This is a genomic window from Candidatus Hydrogenedentota bacterium (genome assembly GCA_035450225.1).
Classification (GTDB): Bacteria; Hydrogenedentota; Hydrogenedentia; order Hydrogenedentales; family SLHB01; genus DSVR01.
The window spans coordinates 57,505-78,452 of sequence record DAOTMJ010000017.1 but is presented as its reverse complement, the minus strand read 5'-3'; the positions used below and the strand labels follow the sequence as shown (position 1 = coordinate 78,452).

The window sequence follows — 20,948 nt, the reverse complement described above, 5'->3', positions numbered from 1 at the left end:
AAGAAACAGCCGCGCGTTTCGTCCGCTTCCGGCCGCTGTGATAGGATGACGACCATAATGGTCAAGAAAACAAGGAGATTCTTGTGAAACCGGTATGCGTGGCGGATTATGCGTGCGAATGCGGCGAGGGACCGCTCTGGCATCCCTTCGATGAGTTTGTGTATTGGGTGGACATACCGGCGGGGCGGCTTTTTCGCCATGACCCGGCATCGGGCACGCATGGCGTCTGCTACGAGGGCGAACCCCTGGGCGGTTTCACGATACAGGCGGACGGATCGCTCCTGCTGTTTATGGCGCGCGGCGCGGTATCCGTTTGGCGCAACGGCAACCTCACGACCGTCATTGACGAAATCCCCGACGAACAAACCACGCGTTTCAACGACGTCATAGCGGATCCCGTCGGCCGCGTGTTTTGCGGCACGATGCCCACGGCGGAACGGCCGGGACGCCTGTACCGGCTCAATACGGACGGGACGATCGTAAAACTGCTCGACGGTGTGGAATGTCCCAATGGGATGGGATTTACGCTGGACCGCCGGCAACTGTATTTCACCGATTCCGGCCGAGGCGAAATATCTCTTTTCGACTATGACGTCGCGACGGGCGACCTCGCAAACCGGCGCATTTTCGTTACGTTGCCGAAGAACGCGGGGTGTCCCGACGGCATGACGGTGGACGAGGACGGCTTTGTGTGGTCGGCCATTTGGGACGGGGGGCGCCTTATCCGTTTCGCGCCGGATGGACGCGAAGATCGGTGCATCGAATTTCCCGCGAGGAAAGTGTCGAGCTGCATCTTCGGCGGGCGGAATTATGGCGACCTGTACGTCACCACCGCCGGCGGAAACAACAAGGACGCCGAAGGACCCGGCGCGGGCGGCCTGTTCCGGGTGGATGCCGGAATCAAGGGCATGCCCGAATTTCTGTCGCGCGTCGGGTTGTCCTAATCGCTTTTCTTTGGGCGACGTTTCAACCCAAATTCGGCAACAAAAGCCGAGGGCTTCAGACTTATCCCTTGGGCCTCATCAGAACGACATTGGCAAACGGGAACGAAACACGGGGAAAATGCCAGAGCCGAATGCCGACCGGCCGACAGGACACCGGCCAAGACGTGAAATGGCGGGAGCGACGGGATTCGAACCCGCGACCTCTGCCGTGACAGGGCAGCGTTCTAAACCAGCTGAACTACGCCCCCGCATGGATGCGCGCCAGCAACGAAAATGGTAACACGCAAACGCGGCGAAGATCAAATTTCACGGCCAAGCGTGATGGCCGGGTCGTCTTGGATCGCCTCGTCTTCAACGGGCGGGGCCGTTTCGTGTATGCTTGAGTCGCCGCGAATGGCGCGGCCGGCAAAGGGGATTGTCTGGATGGATACAGAGCATCGGGTGCTTGTGGTGGACGATGAAGCCAGCATGCGCGAATTGCTGGAAATCATCTTGACGAACGCGGGGTACGGCGTGGCCACGGCGCCCAGCGTCGCCAAGGCCTGCGAAGCGCTGGAGCGGGAAATCTTCGACGCTGTGGTGACCGATTTGCGCATCGGCGCCGACCATTTTTCGGGCATGAAACTGCTTTCGTGGATGCACGAAAACACGCCCGCGATCCCCGCCATCATGATTACCGCCCACGGTTCGGTCGAGACGGCCATCGAGGCGATGAAGCGCGGCGCCGCCGATTACGTCATGAAACCCTTCAAGAACGAGGAGATCCGCCTCGTCGTGGCGCGCGCCATCGAGCAGCGGAATCTCGTGCGCGAGAATGTGGCCCTGCGCAAGGATCAGGCCGCGCGCGGCAGGATCGAAAACATGATCGGGGAAAGCGCGGCCATCGCCAAAGTGCGCGACATGATCCGCCGCGTCGCGTCGCTGCCCAGCACGGTGGCGATCCACGGCGAGAGTGGTTCCGGCAAGGAACTTGTCGCACGGGCCATTCATCAGCTCAGCGGCCGCGCGTCGAAGCCCTTCATCGCGATCAATTGCGGGGGCATACCCGAAACGTTGCTCGAAAGCGAATTGTTCGGCCACAAGAAAGGCGCGTTCACCGGCGCGGTCGAGGACAAAGAAGGCCTGTTCGTCGTGGCGAACGGCGGCACGCTATTTCTGGACGAAATCGGCGAGATGCCGCTCGCGCTGCAGGTCAAACTGCTGCGCGTGCTCGATAACAGCCGCGTCATGCCCATTGGCGGCACCAGCGAAATCCGGGTGGACGTCCGCATCATCTCCGCGACCAATCGGGACCTCGAAAAGATGGTCGGGGACAACACGTTCCGAAAAGATCTCTACTATCGTCTCAACGTCATTCCCCTGCGCGTGCCGCCCCTGCGCGAGCGGGTTGACGACATCCCGCTGCTTGCACGTCATTTTGTCGCCGTACACGGCGAGCGCCTCGGACGGCGCGGGCTAGAAATCGCGCCCGAGGCGGAAGCGGCGCTGTGCGCGTTCACATGGCCGGGCAATGTCCGCGAACTGGAAAACGTCCTCGAACGCGCGGTTGCCCTGTGCGGAAACGCCCGCATCGAACTGGCCGATCTGCCGCAGAACGTGCGCGATTTCGTGGCCGTGCCCAAGACGGTTCCCACGGAACTGCCGGCGGGCGGCGTCGATCTCGAATCGCTGGTCGCGGAACTGGAAACGAACCTCATTCGGCAGGCGCTGCACCAAGGCAAATACTCGCAAAAGCGCGCGGCGGAACTCTTGGGCCTCACGCCGCGATCCCTGCGGTATCGCCTGCGAAAATACGGCCTCGACGCGGATTGATCTATCGTTCTTGGTCCTTGCAGGGAAATGTGGAGGGATCGTCGTACACGATTCCTTCGGGGCGGAAGGGCAAATCCGATGCCGGCCATGGCCAGCGCAGGAACTCGACGGTTCCATCGAGCCACAACACGTTGCCGCCGCCGTGAACATGATTGAAGCGGGCGCCGCCTCCAGCCATCGTGATATCCCACATGACGGGAATTTTTGGAATCCCCTCTTCCGCGGGTGGAAGGATAATCGGGGTGTGGGTATAGGCCCCGAAGTAGTTGTAACAGGCCCGGACACTGAGTTTGGCATACACCTCGGCGTTGGTGGGAAAGACGATATCGCTTTTCGACCGCCCACTTTTTCCCGTACTGAACGGCTGTCCCCCGGAATAGGAAGGGCAGGCGAGAATCATCGGATCGGTGATATAGTCGCCCATTAGTTTCAACAGGCAGTCGGCATTGTTCTTGCCGCCGCTCCAAGGGAGCCGCCCGTCGTTCTCGTCCGCATACAACCGCAGCGCAAGCCCCAGCTCGGAAAGGTTGTTCAGGCACGAGGCGCGGCGGGCGGTTTCGCGCGCCCGCGCCAGCGCCGGCAGAAGGATCGCCGCCAGAATGCCAATGATCGAAATGACCGTCAGCAGTTCGATCAGCGTGAATCCGCGTGTGGGGCCCCTGCTCATGTTTTTTCCTCCAACCATCGCAGCAACGCGACACGACCGTCGGCGGCCAGTGAAACATCCGCGACGATGCGCGCCTGTTTCCGCGCCATGCCGCCGTCGCACAGGAATCCCTTTGACATCACCCGATACGCGAAGGGCGTTTCCGCGGGCGCGACTTCGACTGAAAAGCGTCCCTTGCCGAGAAGGACATCCTGTTCCCCCCGATATCCCGCCGGATTGCGCCGCAATTCCGCAATGGCCTTTTCAATGCCTGCCTCGGCCAGATTCCGGCAATACCGACTCTCCTCGCGCGCATGCGCCTGTGAAAGCGTGCCGTTCAACAGCGAAAAGAACACGGCGGATCCGGTCATCAGTACGGCCAGATAGCCCAATACCAGCAGCATTGCCAGCCCTTCGCGGTTTTTAAGGCGGTTCATGGCTTACCTCCCGCCGACCGGCTGCGCAGGGCCGCGCTGAACCGGTACGGGACCGGCGGCTTGCCCCGGTGCGTGTTGACGAGGCTCGCATCCACGGCGATCAGCCGCGCTTTCAACGGATCCGCGTTGTCGAACCCGAAGCGCACCGCCGCAACCGGCAAGGCGTAATGCGAGAAATGCGTGACCTCGTAGACGCCGTCCGTTTCGGACACGTCCATGCGGGAAAACCGGTTTTGGGGTCCCACTAGCCCCAGCACGGTATAGCGGCGCGTGCCGGATTGCGCCGGCATCGCAAGGACCAGCGTGTCCGGTCCCGTGCGATACGCGCCGACGCCTTCCGCCACGCTGCCCGCTTCGCGAATGAGGCGGGCGATGCCGTCGCGGAACTCATCGGCCATGTTCAGGCGATCCAGCCCGCGCGTGCCCATCGTGGACAGTTGCGTCGCGCTCACGAACGTGGACATGGACACGTTCACAATGACGGCGAAAATCGCCATGTAGGCCAGGCATTCAAGCAACGTCATGCCGGCATTTCCTCTCGACAGGTACGGTCTCATGATCCGCCGGCCTCCTTGTCGGCGATGAACGTCGTCGCGGAACGTTCCATCGTGCGGCCGTTGTCGCCGGACCATCGTATGGACACCTCGATTTCTTTCAGGCGCAGGGCAGAGTCCGCATAGGAACGTATGGTCAGCGCCGGCGTGGCATTGACCAAGGCCGAAAGGTCCGGTTTCGGTTCGACGAACGGCGCACGATCGCGGTCTTCCAGCGATGCGAAGGGTTTGCTCCTGAGCATTTCGATCTGATCCTGCACGGCGCGCGAGGCAACCGCCGCCTCGCGCAGGGTGCGCATCTTGTCCATGCCGAAATGGTAGGCCTGAATCGTGCCGAGCATCCCGATGGACAGAACGGCGATCGCGGTAATCAGTTCCACCAGGCTGAATCCGCCCGGACGTCCGATTCCGTTGTGTTGCGACAGGGTGTTCATCGTCACATCGCCCCCATCATGCGGTCCACCAATGCCGTGAGCAGGACAAACGGAAAACTGTACACCATGAAGACCCAGCAGGCCATCACCAGCACCACGGCGGGCAGGATGAACCGCGAGGCCACGATGCCCGCCGAAACGACATCGCGGCTATAGGCGTCCGCGATGCGCGCGAAGGCCATGGAAAGTTCGCCGGACGATTCGCCCATTGCCACCGTGCCGCGGAACCACGGCGGGAGCAGCGCCGCCTCGTTGTGGCCGGCCGCGCCCAGGCTTTCGCCGCGCCGTACCGCGTCGCGCAACCGCGCAAGGAGCCGCTTGAACGGGCCCATAATGTCGCAGGCCGCCGTCGTGTCCAGCGCCTCGTCCAGCGGATAGCCGGCCTTGGCCAGAAATTCCATGATGCGCGCCACATGGGCAAGGTTCGCCTTGACGACCAGCCGCTTCGCCAAGGGAATCATGAGCGCCGCACGAACCGCCGTGCGCCGAATGGTTCCGCGTTTCCAAAGCCATGCAAGCAACACAACGAGCAGGACGACCGCGCCGGTTTTCAACTCCATCGGTGTGATGCGCCCATGCGCCAAGTGTTTCGCAAGCGCGGGCGGCCGATCGAAGAATGCCATGACCGCCATCAGGGGACGGAAAAAGGCCGGCGGCGAGGCGCCGAAGTCGGACAACATGTCAATGAAAACCGGAAATACTTTCACGCACATAAACGTCGTTATGCCGGTGAACAGGATCAACATCGTCGCGAAATACATCAAGGGCAGCGCAAAGGCCCGGCGCAGGCGATCCGATTCGTCCAGCAGCGTGTCGAGATTCGCGAGAACGGGTCCGAGCGATCCGGTGCTTTCGCCTGCACGAATCAGATCGATGCAGTACGGCGGAAAGACGTGCTTTTGCTGCCGCATGGCCTCCGATAGGGGATGTCCCGCATCCAATGCGCCGCGCAATCGGTAGAGAGCCCGGCGCACGTTTCGGTACGGCGCATCCACCAACGCCGCATCCAACGCCGGGACGAGCGGCGCATTGCAGACGACAATCCGGCGGAGTTGCGCGATTACAATCTTCAGGCAGCGCGTGCGGTTGACGGGGATGATGCCGCGAATCACGTGACTGGAAAACGACAAAAGGCCCGTTTCCCATCGGCTGGGATGCGGCGGGCCGGCCACGACTTTCCCGCGCAACAAGGCGCCGAGATCGATATGGAGCAGATCCTGCAACTTCATCGAAAGCAACTTCCTGTTTGCGTCAGCCTAAAATGTTGCCAAGGGTAAAAGTGGGCAGATAGAGCGAAAGCACAATGAAACCCACGACCAGTCCTATGGCGACGACGACACTCGGTCCCGCGACAAGCAGGATGACATTGCGCAGGTGGGTGAGCGCCTGTTCGTATTCGTTTTCAAGCAGGAACAGCGCATTCTGGAGTTCTCCGCGCTGTTCCGCGTTGCGCAGCAGCCAGCAGAATCCGTTGTCGAAATAACGGGTGCGTTCGAGCGAATCGGCCAGCGCCGCGCCGCCCTCCACGTTTCGGGCCGCCGCGCCGACGGCCCGCTCCAGCACGGCATTGCCGGAAGCCGCCGCCGCCAGTTCGAGGCTCTCCAGGATCGGCACGTTGGATTCGATCATCATGCGCAGCGCCCGGCTGAAACGCACCAGCGACGCCTGCACAAAGAAACGCCCGTAGAGCGGAACGAACGATTTCAGCCGGTCGCGGACGTATCTGGACGGATCGATCCGTCCAAGCAGAACCGATCCCAGTAGCCCCGCCGCCACGATCAAGGCCAAGCCGACGATGATGTCGAAATGGTTGTGGTCAAGCCCGTCGCTCATGCGGATCAACAGACGCGTCGGCGCCGGCAGGCTTCCCCCGAAATCGGCGAACACATCCGCGAAGACGGGCACGACCTTTGTCATTAAAAAGCCCACGAGCACGCACGCCGTGACCAGCAGGATGATCGGATACGCCAAGATCTCCTTGAGCCGGTTTTTCAGTTCGATCATGCTCTTCGAATAGTCGCTCAGGTGCATGAAAACCACCGCGAGATTGCCCGCCCGTTCGCCCGCGCGAACCAGCGCAAGGTATACCGGCGGAAAACTGTCCGGATGCCGCGCAAACGCTTCGCCGAGCGGCTTGCCCGCTTCCAAGTCCATCCTCACCTCTTCGAGAACGGCCCGAAGCCGGGGATTGCGCAGGTCGCGCGCCATGCTGTCAAGGGACGGCGCGAGAGGGAGGCCCCCTCTTACGATCAGGGCCAACTGGTTATTCAGTTGTTCCAGATCGCTCCATGTCAGCGCCCCGCGCTTCGTGAAAAGACGCCGGCCGGAATCCATGCGCTCGACCGAAGGGGCCTTGAGACCCTGATCTTGCAGGAGCAATACGGCTTCCCGCGCCGAAGCGGCGTCCATGACGCCCTCCACGGGATTTTCCTGGGCGTCAAGCGCCCGGTATTTGAATCGGGCCATTTTCGATGTCTCCGGTTGCATTCCGTACATATATGGCCGCCCGGCGTGCAATCGATCAACGGATCGTTGGGTTTTTGCGAATCATTCGATTCGGCCATGCCGGAGGCGGAGGAAGGATAGATCGGTTTTTGCATTATCCTGCAAGCGAGGGTTATTACGGGCCTGCTTCGACCGCGCATTCGGAAACTGTCAATAACGGAAGAGTTCCCGCAATTGCCGGTGAGGTGTGTCGCATGGGACACGGCGGGCGTAGGCGCGGCAAGCGTCCATGCCCGCCGTCACGCACCACGATCCGCGTGCAAGATGCGGCCGAATACATTTCAGGCCCTGCCGGCCGCGTTTCAGTGGCAAAGGCATTGCCACGCGGTGTTTTCAACCGGCCGAAAAGCGAGCCCGCGAGGCTTCGATTCCGATTCGGTTCATGCTGTGTCAGCGCGGCAGCACGTGCACGCCGGAATATCCAAGGGCGATGTAGGCGTGTTCCGCGCCGAAACGGACCGACGTGGGGTATCCCATGGTTTCGGCCACGTCGCGCAGCGATCCCTGTCCGTCCGCGAAACCATATCGCGCGACGAGATTGCCGATGGTGACGTAGGCGGTGGCGGCGTCCGCCTCGAAAAGCGTCGCCCATTGATCGGTCAGGAGCAGTCCGTCGCCAAGGGCCAGTTTGCCGGCTGGGTCCATCGCGACGGCATACAGCAGGGTGCCGGCCTCGTAGGCCGTGAAATAGATCGCGGAGCCGCGCGGCAGCACGCTGCCCGCGCCGGGCGGTAAGGCCAGGGTGTCGGCCACTTCCCGGATCGGGCTGCGGCCGTCCCATGGCATGGTTACAAGGCTGCTCTTGAAGGTCCAATTCTCGCCCCATTGATCGTCGCGGGTGACCAAGATGCCGGCCGCGAATTGTTCAAACAGGCCGGGCACGTTGACGGCGGGGCCGATGGACGGCGCGGCGGGATCGATCTCCCGCAGATAGTGCGCGCAGATCGGCATCCAGGTTCCCGCCACGGCTCCCGCATCTTTTTGCGTGCCGAGATACAGTTTCGACCCGGCCGCGTTCAGCGAGGAGATTCCGGTGTAGCCGAAACCGATCGTATGGACGGCCTGCGTTGAAAGGTTCACCAAGGCGATTCCCTGATAGGGCGCGGTTTCATCGCCGAAGGTCTCGTCGAACTGTTGGCCGCCGCACCGAAGCGCCAGCAGGCCGTTCAGGAGGAATGCGCTGTCCGCTTGCGGATACCACCAGCGGTAGCCCCACCACGGCATGATGGATTTGTCCGCCTCGACGCCGCCCATGTACCAGTCGTACCAGTACCAGCCCCAATAGGGCTGCGCGTCCACTTTGAACACCGTGGCCACGGGCGCCTCCGGCGCCGTGCAGTCTATCGTGGCGACGAGATAGTAATACTCGTAGGAATACCCGCCGAGGGTGTCGTACCGGCTTTCATAAAACGTCCCGACAAGGACAACCGAGTCCCCGTTTGGAAGCGCTTTCATGAAGGATCCGATGTCCGCGTCCGTTTCGCCCAGTACGGCGCTGGCCGCGTCCAGCAGCCGCACCCGTGTCCGGCCGGTGTCGGAAACGGAAATAATTTCTGCGCGGATGCCGCCGTTCAACTCAAAACAGTCCACCACGTTTTCCGCAAGGGTCAGCCGGCGGATTACTTCCGGATGATCCAAATCGGAGGCGTCAATCGTGGCCAGTTGCTCCGTCGTCACGCCGAAGTAATACGGATCGTATTCGAAGGACCGCATGATCGATCCTTCGAGATCCGCGTAACCGCGCAGCGACAGCGTGTCGCGTGTGTAAGAAATGAACTGGAGCCGTTCATAGCCGCCGGTTTCTTCCCAGCCGCTGAAGGGCACAATCAACACGTCGTCAAGCACCGTGAAGGCCTTGACGTCGCTGTAGGCGGTGGACCATGCCCAGTTTTGGCCGAAGGTCACGCGATCCAACTGCGACGCGGAGGCCGGATTCGACACATCGAACAGGCTGACGCATACCTTGCGCCCGTCGGTGTCGTCCACGCCCAGCGCAATGAGCCGGTCACCGCGCGGTTCGATGTGCGTGGACCATCCCGGCGCCTTGATCTCGCCCGCGACGACGGGTTTCGCCGGATTCGACAAGTCAACGATGAACAGCGGGTCCACGACCAGATACGTCACGATATAGGCGAGGGGGCCGTCGAAACGCGTCGCGAAGAGCGTTTCGCCCGACGCCTCGTCCAGTTGCGTTTCGCCCAGTTTCGCGAGGTGGTCCGGATCGGCGAGATTGATGGTGGTGATGTATACGCGCCGCCAGCCCTCCTGCCAGTTCCATGCGCTCGACACGACGCGGAGCACGTTGTCGTACACGTCCATCTTGAATCGGTCGGCCACGACGCCCTGGACGGTTGCCGCGCCGCGCACCGCGATCTGGCCGTGCGGATCGCTGATGTCAATGTATCGTATCGTCGTGGTGCTGCTGTACCAATACGCGTTGTCCGGCGCGGCCACGAAAAGGGCGTCCGCCGTGGCTTGGATGATGTTGCCGTACCCGTCGAGCGACAGGCGGTTCACTTCGACGGGATGGTTCGGATCGGCGATGTCCAGGCTCGTGACCCACGACGACGACGTCTGTTCCTTGACGATCGCGGGTCCGTTTGAACCGGCCGCCGTTTCGTCGTCCGTCACCGTTCCGCCCGGGACGTCTTCCCAATACCACTCATAGCGCGCGCAAACGGCATACAACACCGAGCCGACCATTCGGCTGTCCACGAAATCGCCATCGAGATCGAAACTCGCCACAATCGGCACGCGGGTCGGATCCGAGATGTCGAGCACGTAGACGCGCGAGGCGATATCGTAGGTGAACTTGCCGTTGTCGTTGGTATAGGAGGCGGCATAACCGACCAGCACATAGGCGCGATTGCCGGTCACATACAGATCGCGGGGATATCCGATCGTCGGCGCCTGCGATAGTATCGCGTTCGTGTCAAGATTGACGATTGTCAGGCCGCGGTATTGGTTCAGTACATACAGCAGGTTGCCTATCCGCCGGATGACGTCCGGTTCGACGACTTCTCGGGGTTTATCGTTGCCTTCGCCTTCGCCTTCGCCCTCCGTGCCGGCAAGCACATCCGTGTACGAACGCCCGACGGCCGCGCTCGTAAACTGAAGGCCTTCACCCTCGCCTTCGCCTTCGCCTTCGCCTTCGCCTTCACCCTCGCCCTCGCCTACATGGCTGGTCACGGCGATCAACGCTTCACGCGTGACGGTGCTCGAGGTCTCGGCTGTTCGTACTTCGAGCGTGACCGTATAGGCGCCGGCCTGTTGGTACACATGGCGCGGGTTGCGCGCGTCGCTCGTGCCGCCGTCGCCGAAATTCCATGACCACGAAGTAATCGGCGAACCGGTGAGATTGACGGACATGTCCGTGAACCTCACTTCAAGGGGCGCGGAACCGGATCGCGGTGTCGCCGTAAAGGCCGCTATCAGCGGAAACCGGGGGCATCCCGTCAGCGCCACGCCGCCAGCCAGCAGCAGGACCGCCAGTGCCCATGACACACGTTTCGTTGCATGCATGTCCATATCCTCCATTTACAACGGTAATTCGCCCGTGCCGGAATAACCCAGCGCCACGTAGGCCCGTTCCGCGCCGAAACGAATCGCCGTGGCCGATCCCATGAATGTGTATACGCCCTGCAGCGCCGGTTCGCCCGTGAAATCGTACACGGCGATGGCGTTGCCGACAACGGCATAGGCTTTCACGCCGCGTGCGTCCAGCAGGTTGCCCCACTGGTCCGTCACTTTGACTTGTCCGGATTTGGCCAAGGCGCCGTCGGCGCCGACGCTTACGGCGGCAAGTTGGTACCCATTGTCGTATCCGTCCACGAAAATGCGGGAACCACGGCCCAAGATGGCGCCTGTTCCGTTGGCCAACGCCAGGGCTTGCAGCGGTTCGACGGTCGCGCCGCCCTGCCAACGGACGGTTTGCAGTTTGGTGGACACGCTCCAGTCGCTGTCCCATTGGTCGTTTCGGACCACCAGCAGATTACGGTCCGGCTCGTATTGCACGAAAGTGCCGGGCACGTTAACGAGCGGTCCCATCGTGCGAGTTTCGATGTCCAGCACGCCGAGGTAGTTCGCGACCATCGCCTTGAACCAGTCGTATCCTTCAAAGGTCTGCGTGCCGATATACAGTTTTCCGCCTACTTGATTTATGCCGGTAATGGTCGAAAAGCCGAGGCCGAGCGTGGCGGTCAGCGAACCTTCGGCCAGATTCACGAAGGCCAGGCCGTGGTAGGCCGTTTCCGTGCCGACGGTCGAGCCGTACGTCTCACCCAGGCAGCGCAGGACCAGCGTGTTGCCGCTGAGGAAAACCGTGTCCTGTGTCGAACCGTACGGCCAGCCCCACCACGGCATGGCGATTCGCGCCATACCGTCCGCGATCATGCCCATCGGGTAATAAGGATAGCCCCAATATCCCCAATACGGCGTGACGTTCACCTTGAAATCTTTTACCACGGCCGGCGCCGATGCCGTCGAGCAGTCTACCGTCGCGACATGATAATTCGAGGTGTAAAACGAATTGTCCCATTCGGTTCCCGCCAGCACGACGGTTGTGCCGGACGCGAACGCCTTGGTCAGGCTTCCGATGGCGACTTCCACCGATCCCGTCGTGCTGTTGGCCGAGTCGGACACGCGCACCAGCGTCTTGCCCGAATCGTACCGCGACACGATGTCAACCGTCAGCGAGGGCGACAATTCAAGCACGTCCGCGACGTATTCGGCCAAGGTCAGCCGATGCGTCACGGTCGGTGCGGAAAGATCGGAACCGTCTATCGTGGCCAATTGCTCCGCCGTGACGCCGTAATACAGCCCGTCGTAGGCAAAGGAACGCTGTACGCTGCCCTGTACATCCACATATCCGCCCGCTTCCAACCCGTCGCGTGTGTACGACACGAATTGCAGGCGGTCATAGGAACCGCCGTTTTCCGTCCAGCCCGAAAACGGCACAATCAGCACATCGTCCAGCACGGTAAACGCCTTTACGTCGTTGTATGCGCTCGACCACGCCCAGCCTTGGCCAAAAGACAGACGCTCGCCCACCACAGCCGGGTTGGCTGCGTCGGATACGTCGTACAGTGTGACCGCCACGCGCCGCTGGCCGTTCGTGTCGTCCACGCCCAGCGCGATGAGGCGATCGCCCCGCGGCTCGATGTGCGTGGACCAGCCCGGCACTTCCAGTTTGCCGGTTACCGCCGGGTGGGCCGGATCGCTCAGATCCACGATGAAAAGCGGATCAATCACGAAAAAGGTTACGATATAGGCCCGAGGACCGTCGAAACGCGTCGCAAAAAGCGATTCACCGGCGGCGTCCTCCAATTCCGTCTGGCCCAGTTTGACCAGATGGTCCGGATCGGACAAATCAATCGTCGTGATATGGTTCAGACGGCCCCGGCCTTGCCACTGCCACTCGTTGGACACCACGCGCAACACGCCCTCGTACGCGTCCATCTTGTATTTGTCCGGCACCATGCCGTCCACGGCGATGTTGCCCGCCACGCGCATCGCGCCCGCCGGATCGCTGATGTCCACATAGGTAATGGTCGTCTTGTTGGTCTGCCAATCCGGCGCCGCGACAAAGATCGCCGAGTCCGTCGCCTGGATCACGCTACCCATGCCGTCGAAGGAAACATCCGCCACGCGCTGCGGACTGGCGGGATTGCTCACGTTGACGCTCGTGACCCATGAAGACGATGTTTCCGCCTTCATGACCGCAGACACGACGCCGTCTTCCCACCAATAGGTGTACTCGGCGCAGACCGCATACAGCACATTACCCACCAGCCGGCTGTCCACGAGATCGCCTTCCAAGTCGAATTCGCCGGTAATGACGGCTTGCGCCGGCTCGGATAAATCCACCACATAGAGACGCGACGCCACCGAAAACGACACGGTGTTGCCTTCCGTCGTGTAGTCCGAAGCATAGCCGACCAGCACATAGGCCCGGCCGTCCACGATGTATAAATCGCGCGGATATCCCGCGGTCGGCACCCGCGCGACGATTTCCTGCGTGTCCAAGTCCACCAGCGTGAGTCCGCGATACTGATTCAGAATGTAGAGCAGGTTGCCCGCCCTGCGGATGACGTCCGGCTCGACCACCTCGCGGGATTCCCGCGACGTGGGCGTCGTGTTCGAATCAATTTCGCCCATGCCGGCTGTCGGTAGGGCGCCATCCAAACCGAAATACCGGCCCTGCGACGTGGCGGCGTTCAGAAAACGCGGCTTCTCGCGCGCCACCGGACAACCCGCCGATAAAAGAAGCACGATGACCCCGGCCAACCCCAAACGAAGCCCATTCATGACAGGTCTCCTCATCCTTAGGACAAACAATGCAGTCTGTTCTGTTTACCGCTCGAATGACAGGCTGGATGGTCTGACAGGCTAGACAGCCTGTCCTACTTGCAGACTATCCGCATCCCATTTGGCGAAAACACCTTCGCGCCGCACAAGGCTACAATTTCTCTATTCATTATACCACGTGCGGAAAGCGGCGTTACATATTTTTTTACCTTCTCCATAAACCATAAACCATTGAAAATAAAAGTGATACAAATAGTCTCCTTTCCGGTGTACGCTTGGATCGTATCTTGCAACAAAGAATTCGCAAAATTTACAGATGGCGAGTGACATGGAAGAATGAGAAGTAACGCCGACTTCATCTTGTCATGGATATGAGAAAAACCGTTTCAGGGCGTGAATCGCATTTGGACATTTCGCTGGATGGCCCTGCGAATTTCGAGTCCGGCGCCCAAATATTTTTGCTGTACAAGGGTGTCCAGGAGGGGCGTCATGGCGCCGTTGTACGGCAATAAGAACCGCGCCAGCCGCTCGGTGCAAACGAGCAATTCGGGTTCTTGACCGGCGAACGCGGCCGCGGCCTTCATGACTTCCCGGATGCGTTCTTCGGGGCCGGGTTCTTCGATCGTGATGACGACGTCTTCGGAAGGCCGCGTGCCGCCCGCCGCGATGGCTGCGGCCACTTGGATGTCGCCGGCGATTTTGGCGCAGGCGTCCTGCAGCGCGGCTTCGGCGCCGGCGCGGGCATTCGCGCCATGGACCAGCGCCTCCGCGGTGAAACTGTCAACCAGTTTTCCATCGGAAGCGCGAAAAAGGCGTAGCGTCACATTCGCCGTGGCGGCCACCAGATTCAGACTGCCTTCTTCCGGTGTGCTCGTTACCTCGGCTTTGCCCAACACCACCACGTCGGCAAAGCGTTCCCGGGCGAAACGGGCCGCCACCGCATTGTCGCCGATGGCCGCGGAAACAATTTCGTCGTCGCCATGGCAACCCCGCACATTTTCGACGGAGACGATCTCGAAACCGCGTTCCTTGAGCGATTCCGAGAGAGCGGCCGAGGCCTTTCCCCGCGCGCCGGTGTTCGCCGGGGCATCGTCGGCCGGTTCAACCACGACGACCAGGACGCTGGGCGGCGCGGGCATGCGCGCCAGAAGGAGGGCGGCAGTGTCCTTGAGGATGTCGCCGCGCCGAACATAACATTCGACTTCGACATGGACGAGGCCGTCGCGGATGTCGAGACGAAGCAGTTGGGTGGTGCGGATATAGCGGGCGGCTTGATCAAGCAGGCTTTTGACCAACGCGAAATGTTCCGAACTGAGCGTGGATTTGAGTACGTCGGCCACGATTTCGACCTGTGCGCGGGCAACCGCCTCTTCGCGCGCGGCGGGTCCGGTATCCGGCGCGGAGGCTTCCATGCGTACCTTGACCATTTCCTCCCGCGCGCCTTGGGCGGTACTCGCGGACAAAACGGCCCATGCGAAGAAGCCTATACATAAAAAGATCCTGGCCATGCCCATTTTCCAACAAGCCGTCACATGGGGTTTGTCCCAAACCAAAAAGTTAGACAATGATCCTACACTTCGCGTTACGGTTGTACAACCCGGCGTGGGCCGATACAATGTGCATTCATGACCGAATGGCGAAACCTTTTCAAACTGGCCGTGTTGATTGGACAATATTTGTTGTATCGCATGGGCCGCAAAAAACCGCCGGAAGTCGCGCGCTATTACGAGCCGGGGCTGGCCGCGCTTGATTTTCTGTTCGGGTGGTCGCGAAGGATGCGCATCGTCAACGGCGAACGGTGTCCGAAAGGCGGCCCGGTCGTATTTGCCGGGAATCATGTCTGTCTCGATGATCCGTTCGCCATGGGCACGGCCATTTTTCAATTGAGCCAAGGCGGGATTCGTCCGCATGCGATGATGCGCGACGATTTTTTTCGCGGGTTGCCGGGTTGGATCAAGCGAATCGTCGATCCGGATGAAGTCACACGGCTGATAGGCGCTCTGCAGATTTCGCGGCAGGGGGCGGAGCCGGGCCAATTGAAACCGTTTGTTGACTTGTTGCGGCAGTCGCATGCCTTTCTGATTTATCCGGGCCGGAGCCGATCGCGTTCGGGGCTTTTCGTCGAGTATCGCGACTGGATCAATTCGCCGGGCGCCACGTCGTTTTTTCTTGCGCAGGCGCAGGAAGGCTATCCGGAGGCCCGGGTGGCGGCCGTGCCGGTGGCCCGCACCTTCAACCCGGTCAAGAAAACGTGTGCGCTGGTCTTTGGCGCCCCGTTATTTCTGCCGCCGGGCGCGGATCGCGCGGCCCAGCGCGAGTTCGATTACCGGCTTGTCGTGGCCATGTCCGATTTGGTTGAGGTAAACGTTGCGCAAATTCTTGCCGCCTATGTGTATCTTCATAGCCTGCATGGTTTTTCCGATGAGATGGAAACCGAGGTGCTCAAGGAGTGTCTCCGCGCCATTTTCGGCAGGATTACGCGGCGTTATGTGGATCCGGCCGCATACGCGGATCTTGAAAATGAAATCCGGCGCACCCTTCGGTTTTTGGCCCGGCACGGTGTGGTGCGCCTTCGGGCCGGGCGTGTGCATTTGAATCGCGAGGCGATACTGTCCGTTCCCCGAACAATAGGGGATTATCGCAAACGAAATCCGGTCAAATATCTTGCAAACCAAATCCTACACATGTCCGATGTCGTGCGGGCCGTCGAACAGGAGGTTTGCCGATGAGGACGGTTTGCATTCGATAGGAAAGGCTCAAGGGATTATGAAGTATCTGGGACTTGCCCTCCTTTTTCTGCTCGTTTTCGGGCGCTGGTTGATCGTCCGGCACAGGGGCCACCGTTTTTCGCATTGGTGGCACAAGGGCGTCAAGGCATACGATGCGTCGAATTGGGTCGCGGCGGAGGCGGCATTTCGTGAATGCGTGCGCATGGAACCCATTGCGGCGCCCGCACGGCGTCTGTTGGGCGCGACGTTGGCCCGCCGGAACAAACTGGCCGAGGCGGAAGAGCACTTTCGCGCGGGCGCCCAACTCGAACCGAGGAATGCGGGCGGCTACTTGGACCTGGGATTCTTTCTGGCGTCCTATGTCCCGGATCGCGTCGAGGATGCCATCGAGGCGTTTGCGCAGGCCGTGGCCTGTTCACCGCAAGCCCGGACCGTCCTCGCGTCCGAATCGCGGCTTGCGCCGGCCATACGGGAACACCCGAAATTCCGTGCATTGTTGCAGGAATGAAATGAAAAGGACGGGTTGCCGTGTTTCAATTTAGACATTTCTCTGGCACGAAAGCGACGGTTCATGGTATAGTGAGTGCGGGTAGTAACAACCCAAACAAAGGGAGGATTTTCGCATGAAGAAATGGGTAGCGGTTTCCAAAGCGGCGGCGCTGGCATCGGTGATGCTGGTCATGGTTCTGGGCAATGTTTCGTGTTCGCAATCCTTCGAGGTGCCGGTGCCCCTCGGGGAGAGCGAATTTCCCGAATTTCCCGGTTTGCAGCCGGGCGATCCCATTCCCGCTGTGTTCGACGATCTGTCCTTACCGATTCCCAACGTTTTCCCCTCGCGCGCTACGCTGGAGGGCTATATCGAAGATGCCGGTTTCGGGTGGCTCCTGAATATCGTCCGCATTGAATCGGTCGAACTGGTCGAAATGCGGCTTGAAGCGACCCAAGGTAGTTTCAACGGTCTTACCCGCCTGGCGTTCACGTGGAAACTGGCGGCGGTGGGCGGTGTGACGCCGGATCCGGTTGATCTGGGCACGGCCTTATCGCCGACAGGCACGCTTGGCACGAATATCACGCTGACTCCCGCAGCGACGGTCAACATCCTGGATTTGGTGGACAATGCGGCCACGCACGACGAGGGCTCCAATCCGGAACTCAGCATTGGAGTGGCCGGTACCGTGCCCAATCCTTTGCCGGAATGGGATTTCAGCATGCGCATCCGAATTACCATCCGATTGTTCTAGAAACAAGCCGCCGAACAATCTGCGCCGCCATGCGGAAGATTTCCGCGTGGCGGTTTTTTTATGTGCCTTTCCCGTGAAAAAAAGATGAGAACGCCGCGCGCTTCTTGTGTTTTTCCGGCCGGTCCGGTATCTTGTTTTCGATGTGCTTTTTACGATGGGAAAGGGAATTATGACATCGCCAGACATGCCGGGCGGGTTCGGCGGACGCCTTGAACGGAATCTCGCCGCCATGGCGGCCAAATCGTACGACATGGTGATTGTGGGCGGCGGCATTACGGGGGCGTGCATTGCCCGAGACGCCGCCTTGCGCGGCTTGACGGTTGCGCTGATTGAAAAAAACGATTTCGCGGGGGCAACGACATCTTCCTCCTCGAAGCTGATACACGGGGGCCTGCGCTATCTCCAAAGCCTCGAACTGGGATTGGTGCGCGAGTCGTTGCGGGAACGCCGGATTTGGTCGAATACCGCGCCTCACATGATAGAGCCCCTGACGTTTCTGATGCCCCTGACCAAAAGCGGCATCAAGGATCGCATGGTCAAGGGCATCGGCCTGACGCTGTATGACTGGCTTGCCTATGATCGCAACCGGCTTGACGATCCGGAAAAATCCATCCCTTCTCATAAAAAATTGAGCCGCAAAGAGGCAATCGCACTCGAACCCGGTCTGGAAACCGAAGAATTGACCGGTGCGATGATATTTTACGATTACCAGATGTATTCGCCCGAACGTCTGGCGCTTGAATGCATTCTATCGGCGGCGGAAGCGGGGGCGGACGTGGCCAATTATGCCCAAGCGGAGGGATTTGCGCAGGAGGAAGGGGGGATAACCGGGGTGCATGTGCGCGATGTAATCAATCCGGACCACGGGCCGCTGTTGATCCGGGGCCGGATTGTCGTCAATGCGGCGGGGCCGTGGGCGGATTTGCTGATGGGACAGGCCAGCGGACACCCCTCGCGCCATTTGATTCGCTCGAAGGGCATCCATCTGCTGACGCGATCCCTGACACAAGGCCACGCCATCGCCGTGCCGTCCAAGGGCGGGCACTTCTTTATCCTGCCTTGGCGCGGTCACTCGATTTTGGGGACCACCGATACCGTCTACAAGGGTGAACCGGACAAAGTCCATGTAACCGAGAAAGACATTATCGAATTTTTGGGCGTAATCAACAAGGGGTATCCCCATGCCAAATTGAAACGATCCGATGTGTTGTATTTTTATTGTGGTTTGCGTCCCATTGTGGACACAACCACGCCTGTCAATTCGGCTGAAGATCAGGGACCGGAGGTGGAGGATTCGGATTCATACAAGGCCAGCCGGGCAGCGGAAGTGTATGATCATGAAGCACAGGAAGGCCTGAAAGGGCTGCTGACCGTTATCGGCGGGAAATGGACCACCTCGCGTCATCTGGCGGAAAAGGTCGTTGATCTTGCCTGTGCCAAACTGGGTAAAACGGGGGTGCCCTGCACAACGGAACACGTTCCGACCTATGGCGGACGGGGCGTTGGCCGTTTTGCGGAATTTCGGCAACTTGCCTTGGAGACCCACCCGGATTTGCCTGCTGACGTGGTCGAGAACCTTGCGCGCAACTACGGCGGGCGCATGGAGGATGTCCTCGCGTTGCTTGGCGAGAATCCCGCCTGGGCGGAGCGTGTTTCGGATCGGTTTCCCGACATTGCGGCGGAAGTCGTGTATGCGGTTCGCCGCGAAATGGCGCTCACCTTGGACGATGTGTTGTTTCGCCGGACGGGTCTCGGGACGATTGGCAGTCCGGGAGATGCCGCCATCGCGCGCACGGCGGATCTAATGGCCCGGGAATTGGGCTGGTCGCCGGCGGAACGCGCCGCGCAGATCAATCGCGCCATGGCGCGGTTTTCTTCGTGGGCACGATCGCGCGCCATTGTCAATCCCCACGCGTGGGGCGACCGAACCGGCGCACTTTGGCCGCGAATCGAGTCGAGCCTTGCCCACGCGATCGGGCCGGTCGAGGCCGTTTTCACGGACAGCCCCATGGCCGCGAAGCGGCTGGCGGCCAAAGCCCTGAAGGAAGGCATGGAGCAAATCATCGCGGTGGGCGGCGATGGCACCATCAACGAGGTTATCAACGGCTTTTTCGAAAACGGCCTTCCGATCAATCCCGACGCCGTGCTTGCCGTGCTGACCAGCGGGACCGGCCGCGATTTCCGAAGGACGTACGGCATGCCCGAAGGGGTGGATGAACAGATCGAGCGCATGGCCGCCAGCGAACTGCGCACCATTGACCTTGGAAAACTGACATTCATCAACGAACAGGGCGCCGAGGAAACGCGCTATTTCGGCAACATCGCCAGTTTCGGGTTGAGCGGCGCGACCGATCGCGCCGTGAACCGCCTCAAGTTTGCGAAACGGTTCGGGGGAAAGTTCGCCTTCTTCGTAGGCATGTTGAAGGCGCTGCTGATGTACCGCAACCAGCCGGTCCGCATTCAAATTGACGATGTCTTCGACAAAGTCCTGCGCGTCAGCACGGCGGCCGTATGCAACGGCCAATATTTCGGCGGAAGCATGCATATCGCGCCGCAGGCCGTGCCCGACGACGGGCTGTTCGACGTGGTCATCATCCATGATTTGAGCCTGCCGACTCTTCTACGCAACGTGGGGACCATTTACCGGGGCGAACACGTCGCAAACGAGCATGTGACGATCGTCCGCGGACGGCGCATCACCGCCTTGCCGGTCGAGGGGGCGGGCGAAGTGCTGCTCGACGTGGACGGCGAGGCGCCGGGACGGCTTCCGGCCACATTCGAAATTGTTCCCGCCGCCATCCATTTCCGTTGTTGATTCGCGCGACGAAATTTGTCACTCGGGAACGTTATTGAGTCCAAACGCAGGGGGCAATTTCTGATGATCGGGTGTATACGAAAACGGCAACTCCTTATGTCCAAAGAAATTCGACACGTCTTTTCAAAGTTGGCATGCCGTTTGTTTTCAAAAGACGACAGTTGAAACCAGTCGTGATGCGCACGGCCCGGTGTCCCGATATATGCGCCAAGGCAGCGGAGGGGTTTTTCACCTCCGGTGGGGAGAGTCGAGGTCCTTTTTCTTCGCGGGATTGCGGACCCCGTTGATTTGGCCGTTTGGCGCAGTTGCGGCAGTGACAACCGAGGTTCCCGAGCGCGCACGCCTTCGTGCGTGCCCACGAGCACGGCCGCCGGCAGGCAAGCCGGAGTCGCGTCCAGTCCTGAAGGCCTGCGGCCGTGCTCCCGCGCAAGGGATCTTTCTTAAAATCCGGCTTTTAAAAAAACAACAAGAAAGTCTTGGGCAATTTGTGCAACCAATTGAAGTTCCATGATTTAGCAAGTGCGA

At 60.5% G+C, this 20,948-nt stretch carries 15 protein-coding genes and 1 tRNA gene; 6 read left to right on the top strand and 10 right to left on the bottom strand.

The annotated features are described in order from the left end of the window. Positions 1-83: 83 nt before the first annotated feature. A complete protein-coding gene (locus tag P5540_11010) occupies positions 84-944 on the top strand; it encodes an SMP-30/gluconolactonase/LRE family protein (protein ID HRT65342.1) in 861 nt (286 codons plus the stop codon). A gap of 170 nt (positions 945-1,114) precedes the next feature. Here P5540_11010 and P5540_11005 read toward each other — a convergent pair. Continuing rightward, positions 1,115-1,192, bottom strand: a tRNA-Asp gene (locus P5540_11005). A gap of 175 nt (positions 1,193-1,367) precedes the next feature. Between P5540_11005 and P5540_11000 the strand changes: the two genes are divergently transcribed. After that, positions 1,368-2,756: a sigma-54 dependent transcriptional regulator gene (locus tag P5540_11000; GenBank protein ID HRT65341.1), complete on the top strand. Its 1,389-nt coding sequence runs from the start codon at positions 1,368-1,370 to the stop codon at positions 2,754-2,756. 1 nt (position 2,757) lies between these two features. Here P5540_11000 and P5540_10995 read toward each other — a convergent pair whose 3' ends face one another. From P5540_10995 to P5540_10955, 9 genes are all read right to left on the bottom strand, one after another. Further along, a complete protein-coding gene (locus P5540_10995) occupies positions 2,758-3,423 on the bottom strand; it encodes a prepilin-type N-terminal cleavage/methylation domain-containing protein (GenBank protein HRT65340.1) in 666 nt (221 codons plus the stop codon). After that, positions 3,420-3,839 (bottom strand): hypothetical protein, encoded by a 420-nt coding sequence (locus tag P5540_10990; protein ID HRT65339.1) that lies wholly within the window; start codon positions 3,837-3,839, stop codon positions 3,420-3,422. Before P5540_10990 ends, P5540_10995 begins: the two co-directional genes overlap by 4 nt. Further along, on the bottom strand, positions 3,836-4,396 hold the full coding sequence (locus P5540_10985) for a hypothetical protein (GenBank protein HRT65338.1): 561 nt from the start codon (positions 4,394-4,396) through the stop codon (positions 3,836-3,838). Before P5540_10985 ends, P5540_10990 begins: the two co-directional genes overlap by 4 nt. Beyond that, complete coding sequence (locus tag P5540_10980; GenBank protein HRT65337.1) at positions 4,393-4,827, bottom strand: prepilin-type N-terminal cleavage/methylation domain-containing protein; 435 nt, start codon at positions 4,825-4,827, stop codon at positions 4,393-4,395. The genes P5540_10985 and P5540_10980 overlap by 4 nt, the downstream gene beginning before the upstream one ends. A gap of 2 nt (positions 4,828-4,829) precedes the next feature. Next, a complete protein-coding gene (locus P5540_10975) occupies positions 4,830-6,056 on the bottom strand; it encodes a type II secretion system F family protein (GenBank protein HRT65336.1) in 1,227 nt (408 codons plus the stop codon). Positions 6,057-6,078: 22 nt separating this feature from the next. Next, on the bottom strand, positions 6,079-7,293 hold the full coding sequence (locus tag P5540_10970; GenBank protein ID HRT65335.1) for a type II secretion system F family protein: 1,215 nt from the start codon (positions 7,291-7,293) through the stop codon (positions 6,079-6,081). 429 nt (positions 7,294-7,722) lie between these two features. Further along, positions 7,723-10,854 (bottom strand): beta-propeller domain-containing protein, encoded by a 3,132-nt coding sequence (locus P5540_10965; GenBank protein HRT65334.1) that lies wholly within the window; start codon positions 10,852-10,854, stop codon positions 7,723-7,725. Positions 10,855-10,869: 15 nt separating this feature from the next. Then, positions 10,870-13,638 (bottom strand): beta-propeller domain-containing protein, encoded by a 2,769-nt coding sequence (locus tag P5540_10960; protein HRT65333.1) that lies wholly within the window; start codon positions 13,636-13,638, stop codon positions 10,870-10,872. A gap of 386 nt (positions 13,639-14,024) precedes the next feature. Then, positions 14,025-15,146: a hypothetical protein gene (locus P5540_10955; protein HRT65332.1), complete on the bottom strand. Its 1,122-nt coding sequence runs from the start codon at positions 15,144-15,146 to the stop codon at positions 14,025-14,027. Positions 15,147-15,263: 117 nt separating this feature from the next. On the opposite strand from P5540_10955, the gene P5540_10950 reads away from it, so the two are divergent. The 4 genes from P5540_10950 (at position 15,264) to P5540_10935 (ending at position 20,423) form a co-directional block, all read left to right on the top strand. Beyond that, the gene (locus P5540_10950) at positions 15,264-16,367 is read left to right on the top strand and encodes a hypothetical protein (protein HRT65331.1); all 1,104 of its coding nucleotides are present in this window, start codon (positions 15,264-15,266) and stop codon (positions 16,365-16,367) included. 37 nt (positions 16,368-16,404) lie between these two features. Further along, positions 16,405-16,875, top strand: a complete 471-nt coding sequence (locus tag P5540_10945; protein ID HRT65330.1) for a hypothetical protein — start codon at positions 16,405-16,407, stop codon at positions 16,873-16,875. Between the two features lie 115 nt (positions 16,876-16,990). After that, positions 16,991-17,608 carry a hypothetical protein gene (locus P5540_10940; protein ID HRT65329.1) on the top strand — a complete coding sequence of 206 codons (618 nt, stop codon included), beginning with the start codon at positions 16,991-16,993 and terminating at the stop codon, positions 17,606-17,608. A gap of 169 nt (positions 17,609-17,777) precedes the next feature. Beyond that, positions 17,778-20,423: an FAD-dependent oxidoreductase gene (locus P5540_10935; protein ID HRT65328.1), complete on the top strand. Its 2,646-nt coding sequence runs from the start codon at positions 17,778-17,780 to the stop codon at positions 20,421-20,423. Positions 20,424-20,948 lie beyond the last annotated feature (525 nt).

What these genes read in the sequence shown, in the direction of transcription:
- P5540_11000 (HRT65341.1), top strand. Translation starts at nt 1,368, where the DNA reads ATGGATACAGAGCATCGGGTGCTTGTGGTGGACGATGAAGCCAGCATG.
- P5540_10995 (HRT65340.1), bottom strand. Translation starts at nt 3,423, where the DNA reads ATGAGCAGGGGCCCCACACGCGGATTCACGCTGATCGAACTGCTGACG.
- P5540_10990 (HRT65339.1), bottom strand. Translation starts at nt 3,839, where the DNA reads ATGAACCGCCTTAAAAACCGCGAAGGGCTGGCAATGCTGCTGGTATTG.
- P5540_10985 (HRT65338.1), bottom strand. Translation starts at nt 4,396, where the DNA reads ATGAGACCGTACCTGTCGAGAGGAAATGCCGGCATGACGTTGCTTGAA.
- P5540_10980 (HRT65337.1), bottom strand. Translation starts at nt 4,827, where the DNA reads ATGAACACCCTGTCGCAACACAACGGAATCGGACGTCCGGGCGGATTC.
- P5540_10975 (HRT65336.1), bottom strand. Translation starts at nt 6,056, where the DNA reads ATGAAGTTGCAGGATCTGCTCCATATCGATCTCGGCGCCTTGTTGCGC.
- P5540_10970 (HRT65335.1), bottom strand. Translation starts at nt 7,293, where the DNA reads ATGGCCCGATTCAAATACCGGGCGCTTGACGCCCAGGAAAATCCCGTG.
- P5540_10965 (HRT65334.1), bottom strand. Translation starts at nt 10,854, where the DNA reads ATGCATGCAACGAAACGTGTGTCATGGGCACTGGCGGTCCTGCTGCTG.
- P5540_10960 (HRT65333.1), bottom strand. Translation starts at nt 13,638, where the DNA reads ATGAATGGGCTTCGTTTGGGGTTGGCCGGGGTCATCGTGCTTCTTTTA.
- P5540_10955 (HRT65332.1), bottom strand. Translation starts at nt 15,146, where the DNA reads ATGGCCAGGATCTTTTTATGTATAGGCTTCTTCGCATGGGCCGTTTTG.
- P5540_10950 (HRT65331.1), top strand. Translation starts at nt 15,264, where the DNA reads ATGACCGAATGGCGAAACCTTTTCAAACTGGCCGTGTTGATTGGACAA.
- P5540_10945 (HRT65330.1), top strand. Translation starts at nt 16,405, where the DNA reads ATGAAGTATCTGGGACTTGCCCTCCTTTTTCTGCTCGTTTTCGGGCGC.
- P5540_10940 (HRT65329.1), top strand. Translation starts at nt 16,991, where the DNA reads ATGAAGAAATGGGTAGCGGTTTCCAAAGCGGCGGCGCTGGCATCGGTG.
- P5540_10935 (HRT65328.1), top strand. Translation starts at nt 17,778, where the DNA reads ATGACATCGCCAGACATGCCGGGCGGGTTCGGCGGACGCCTTGAACGG.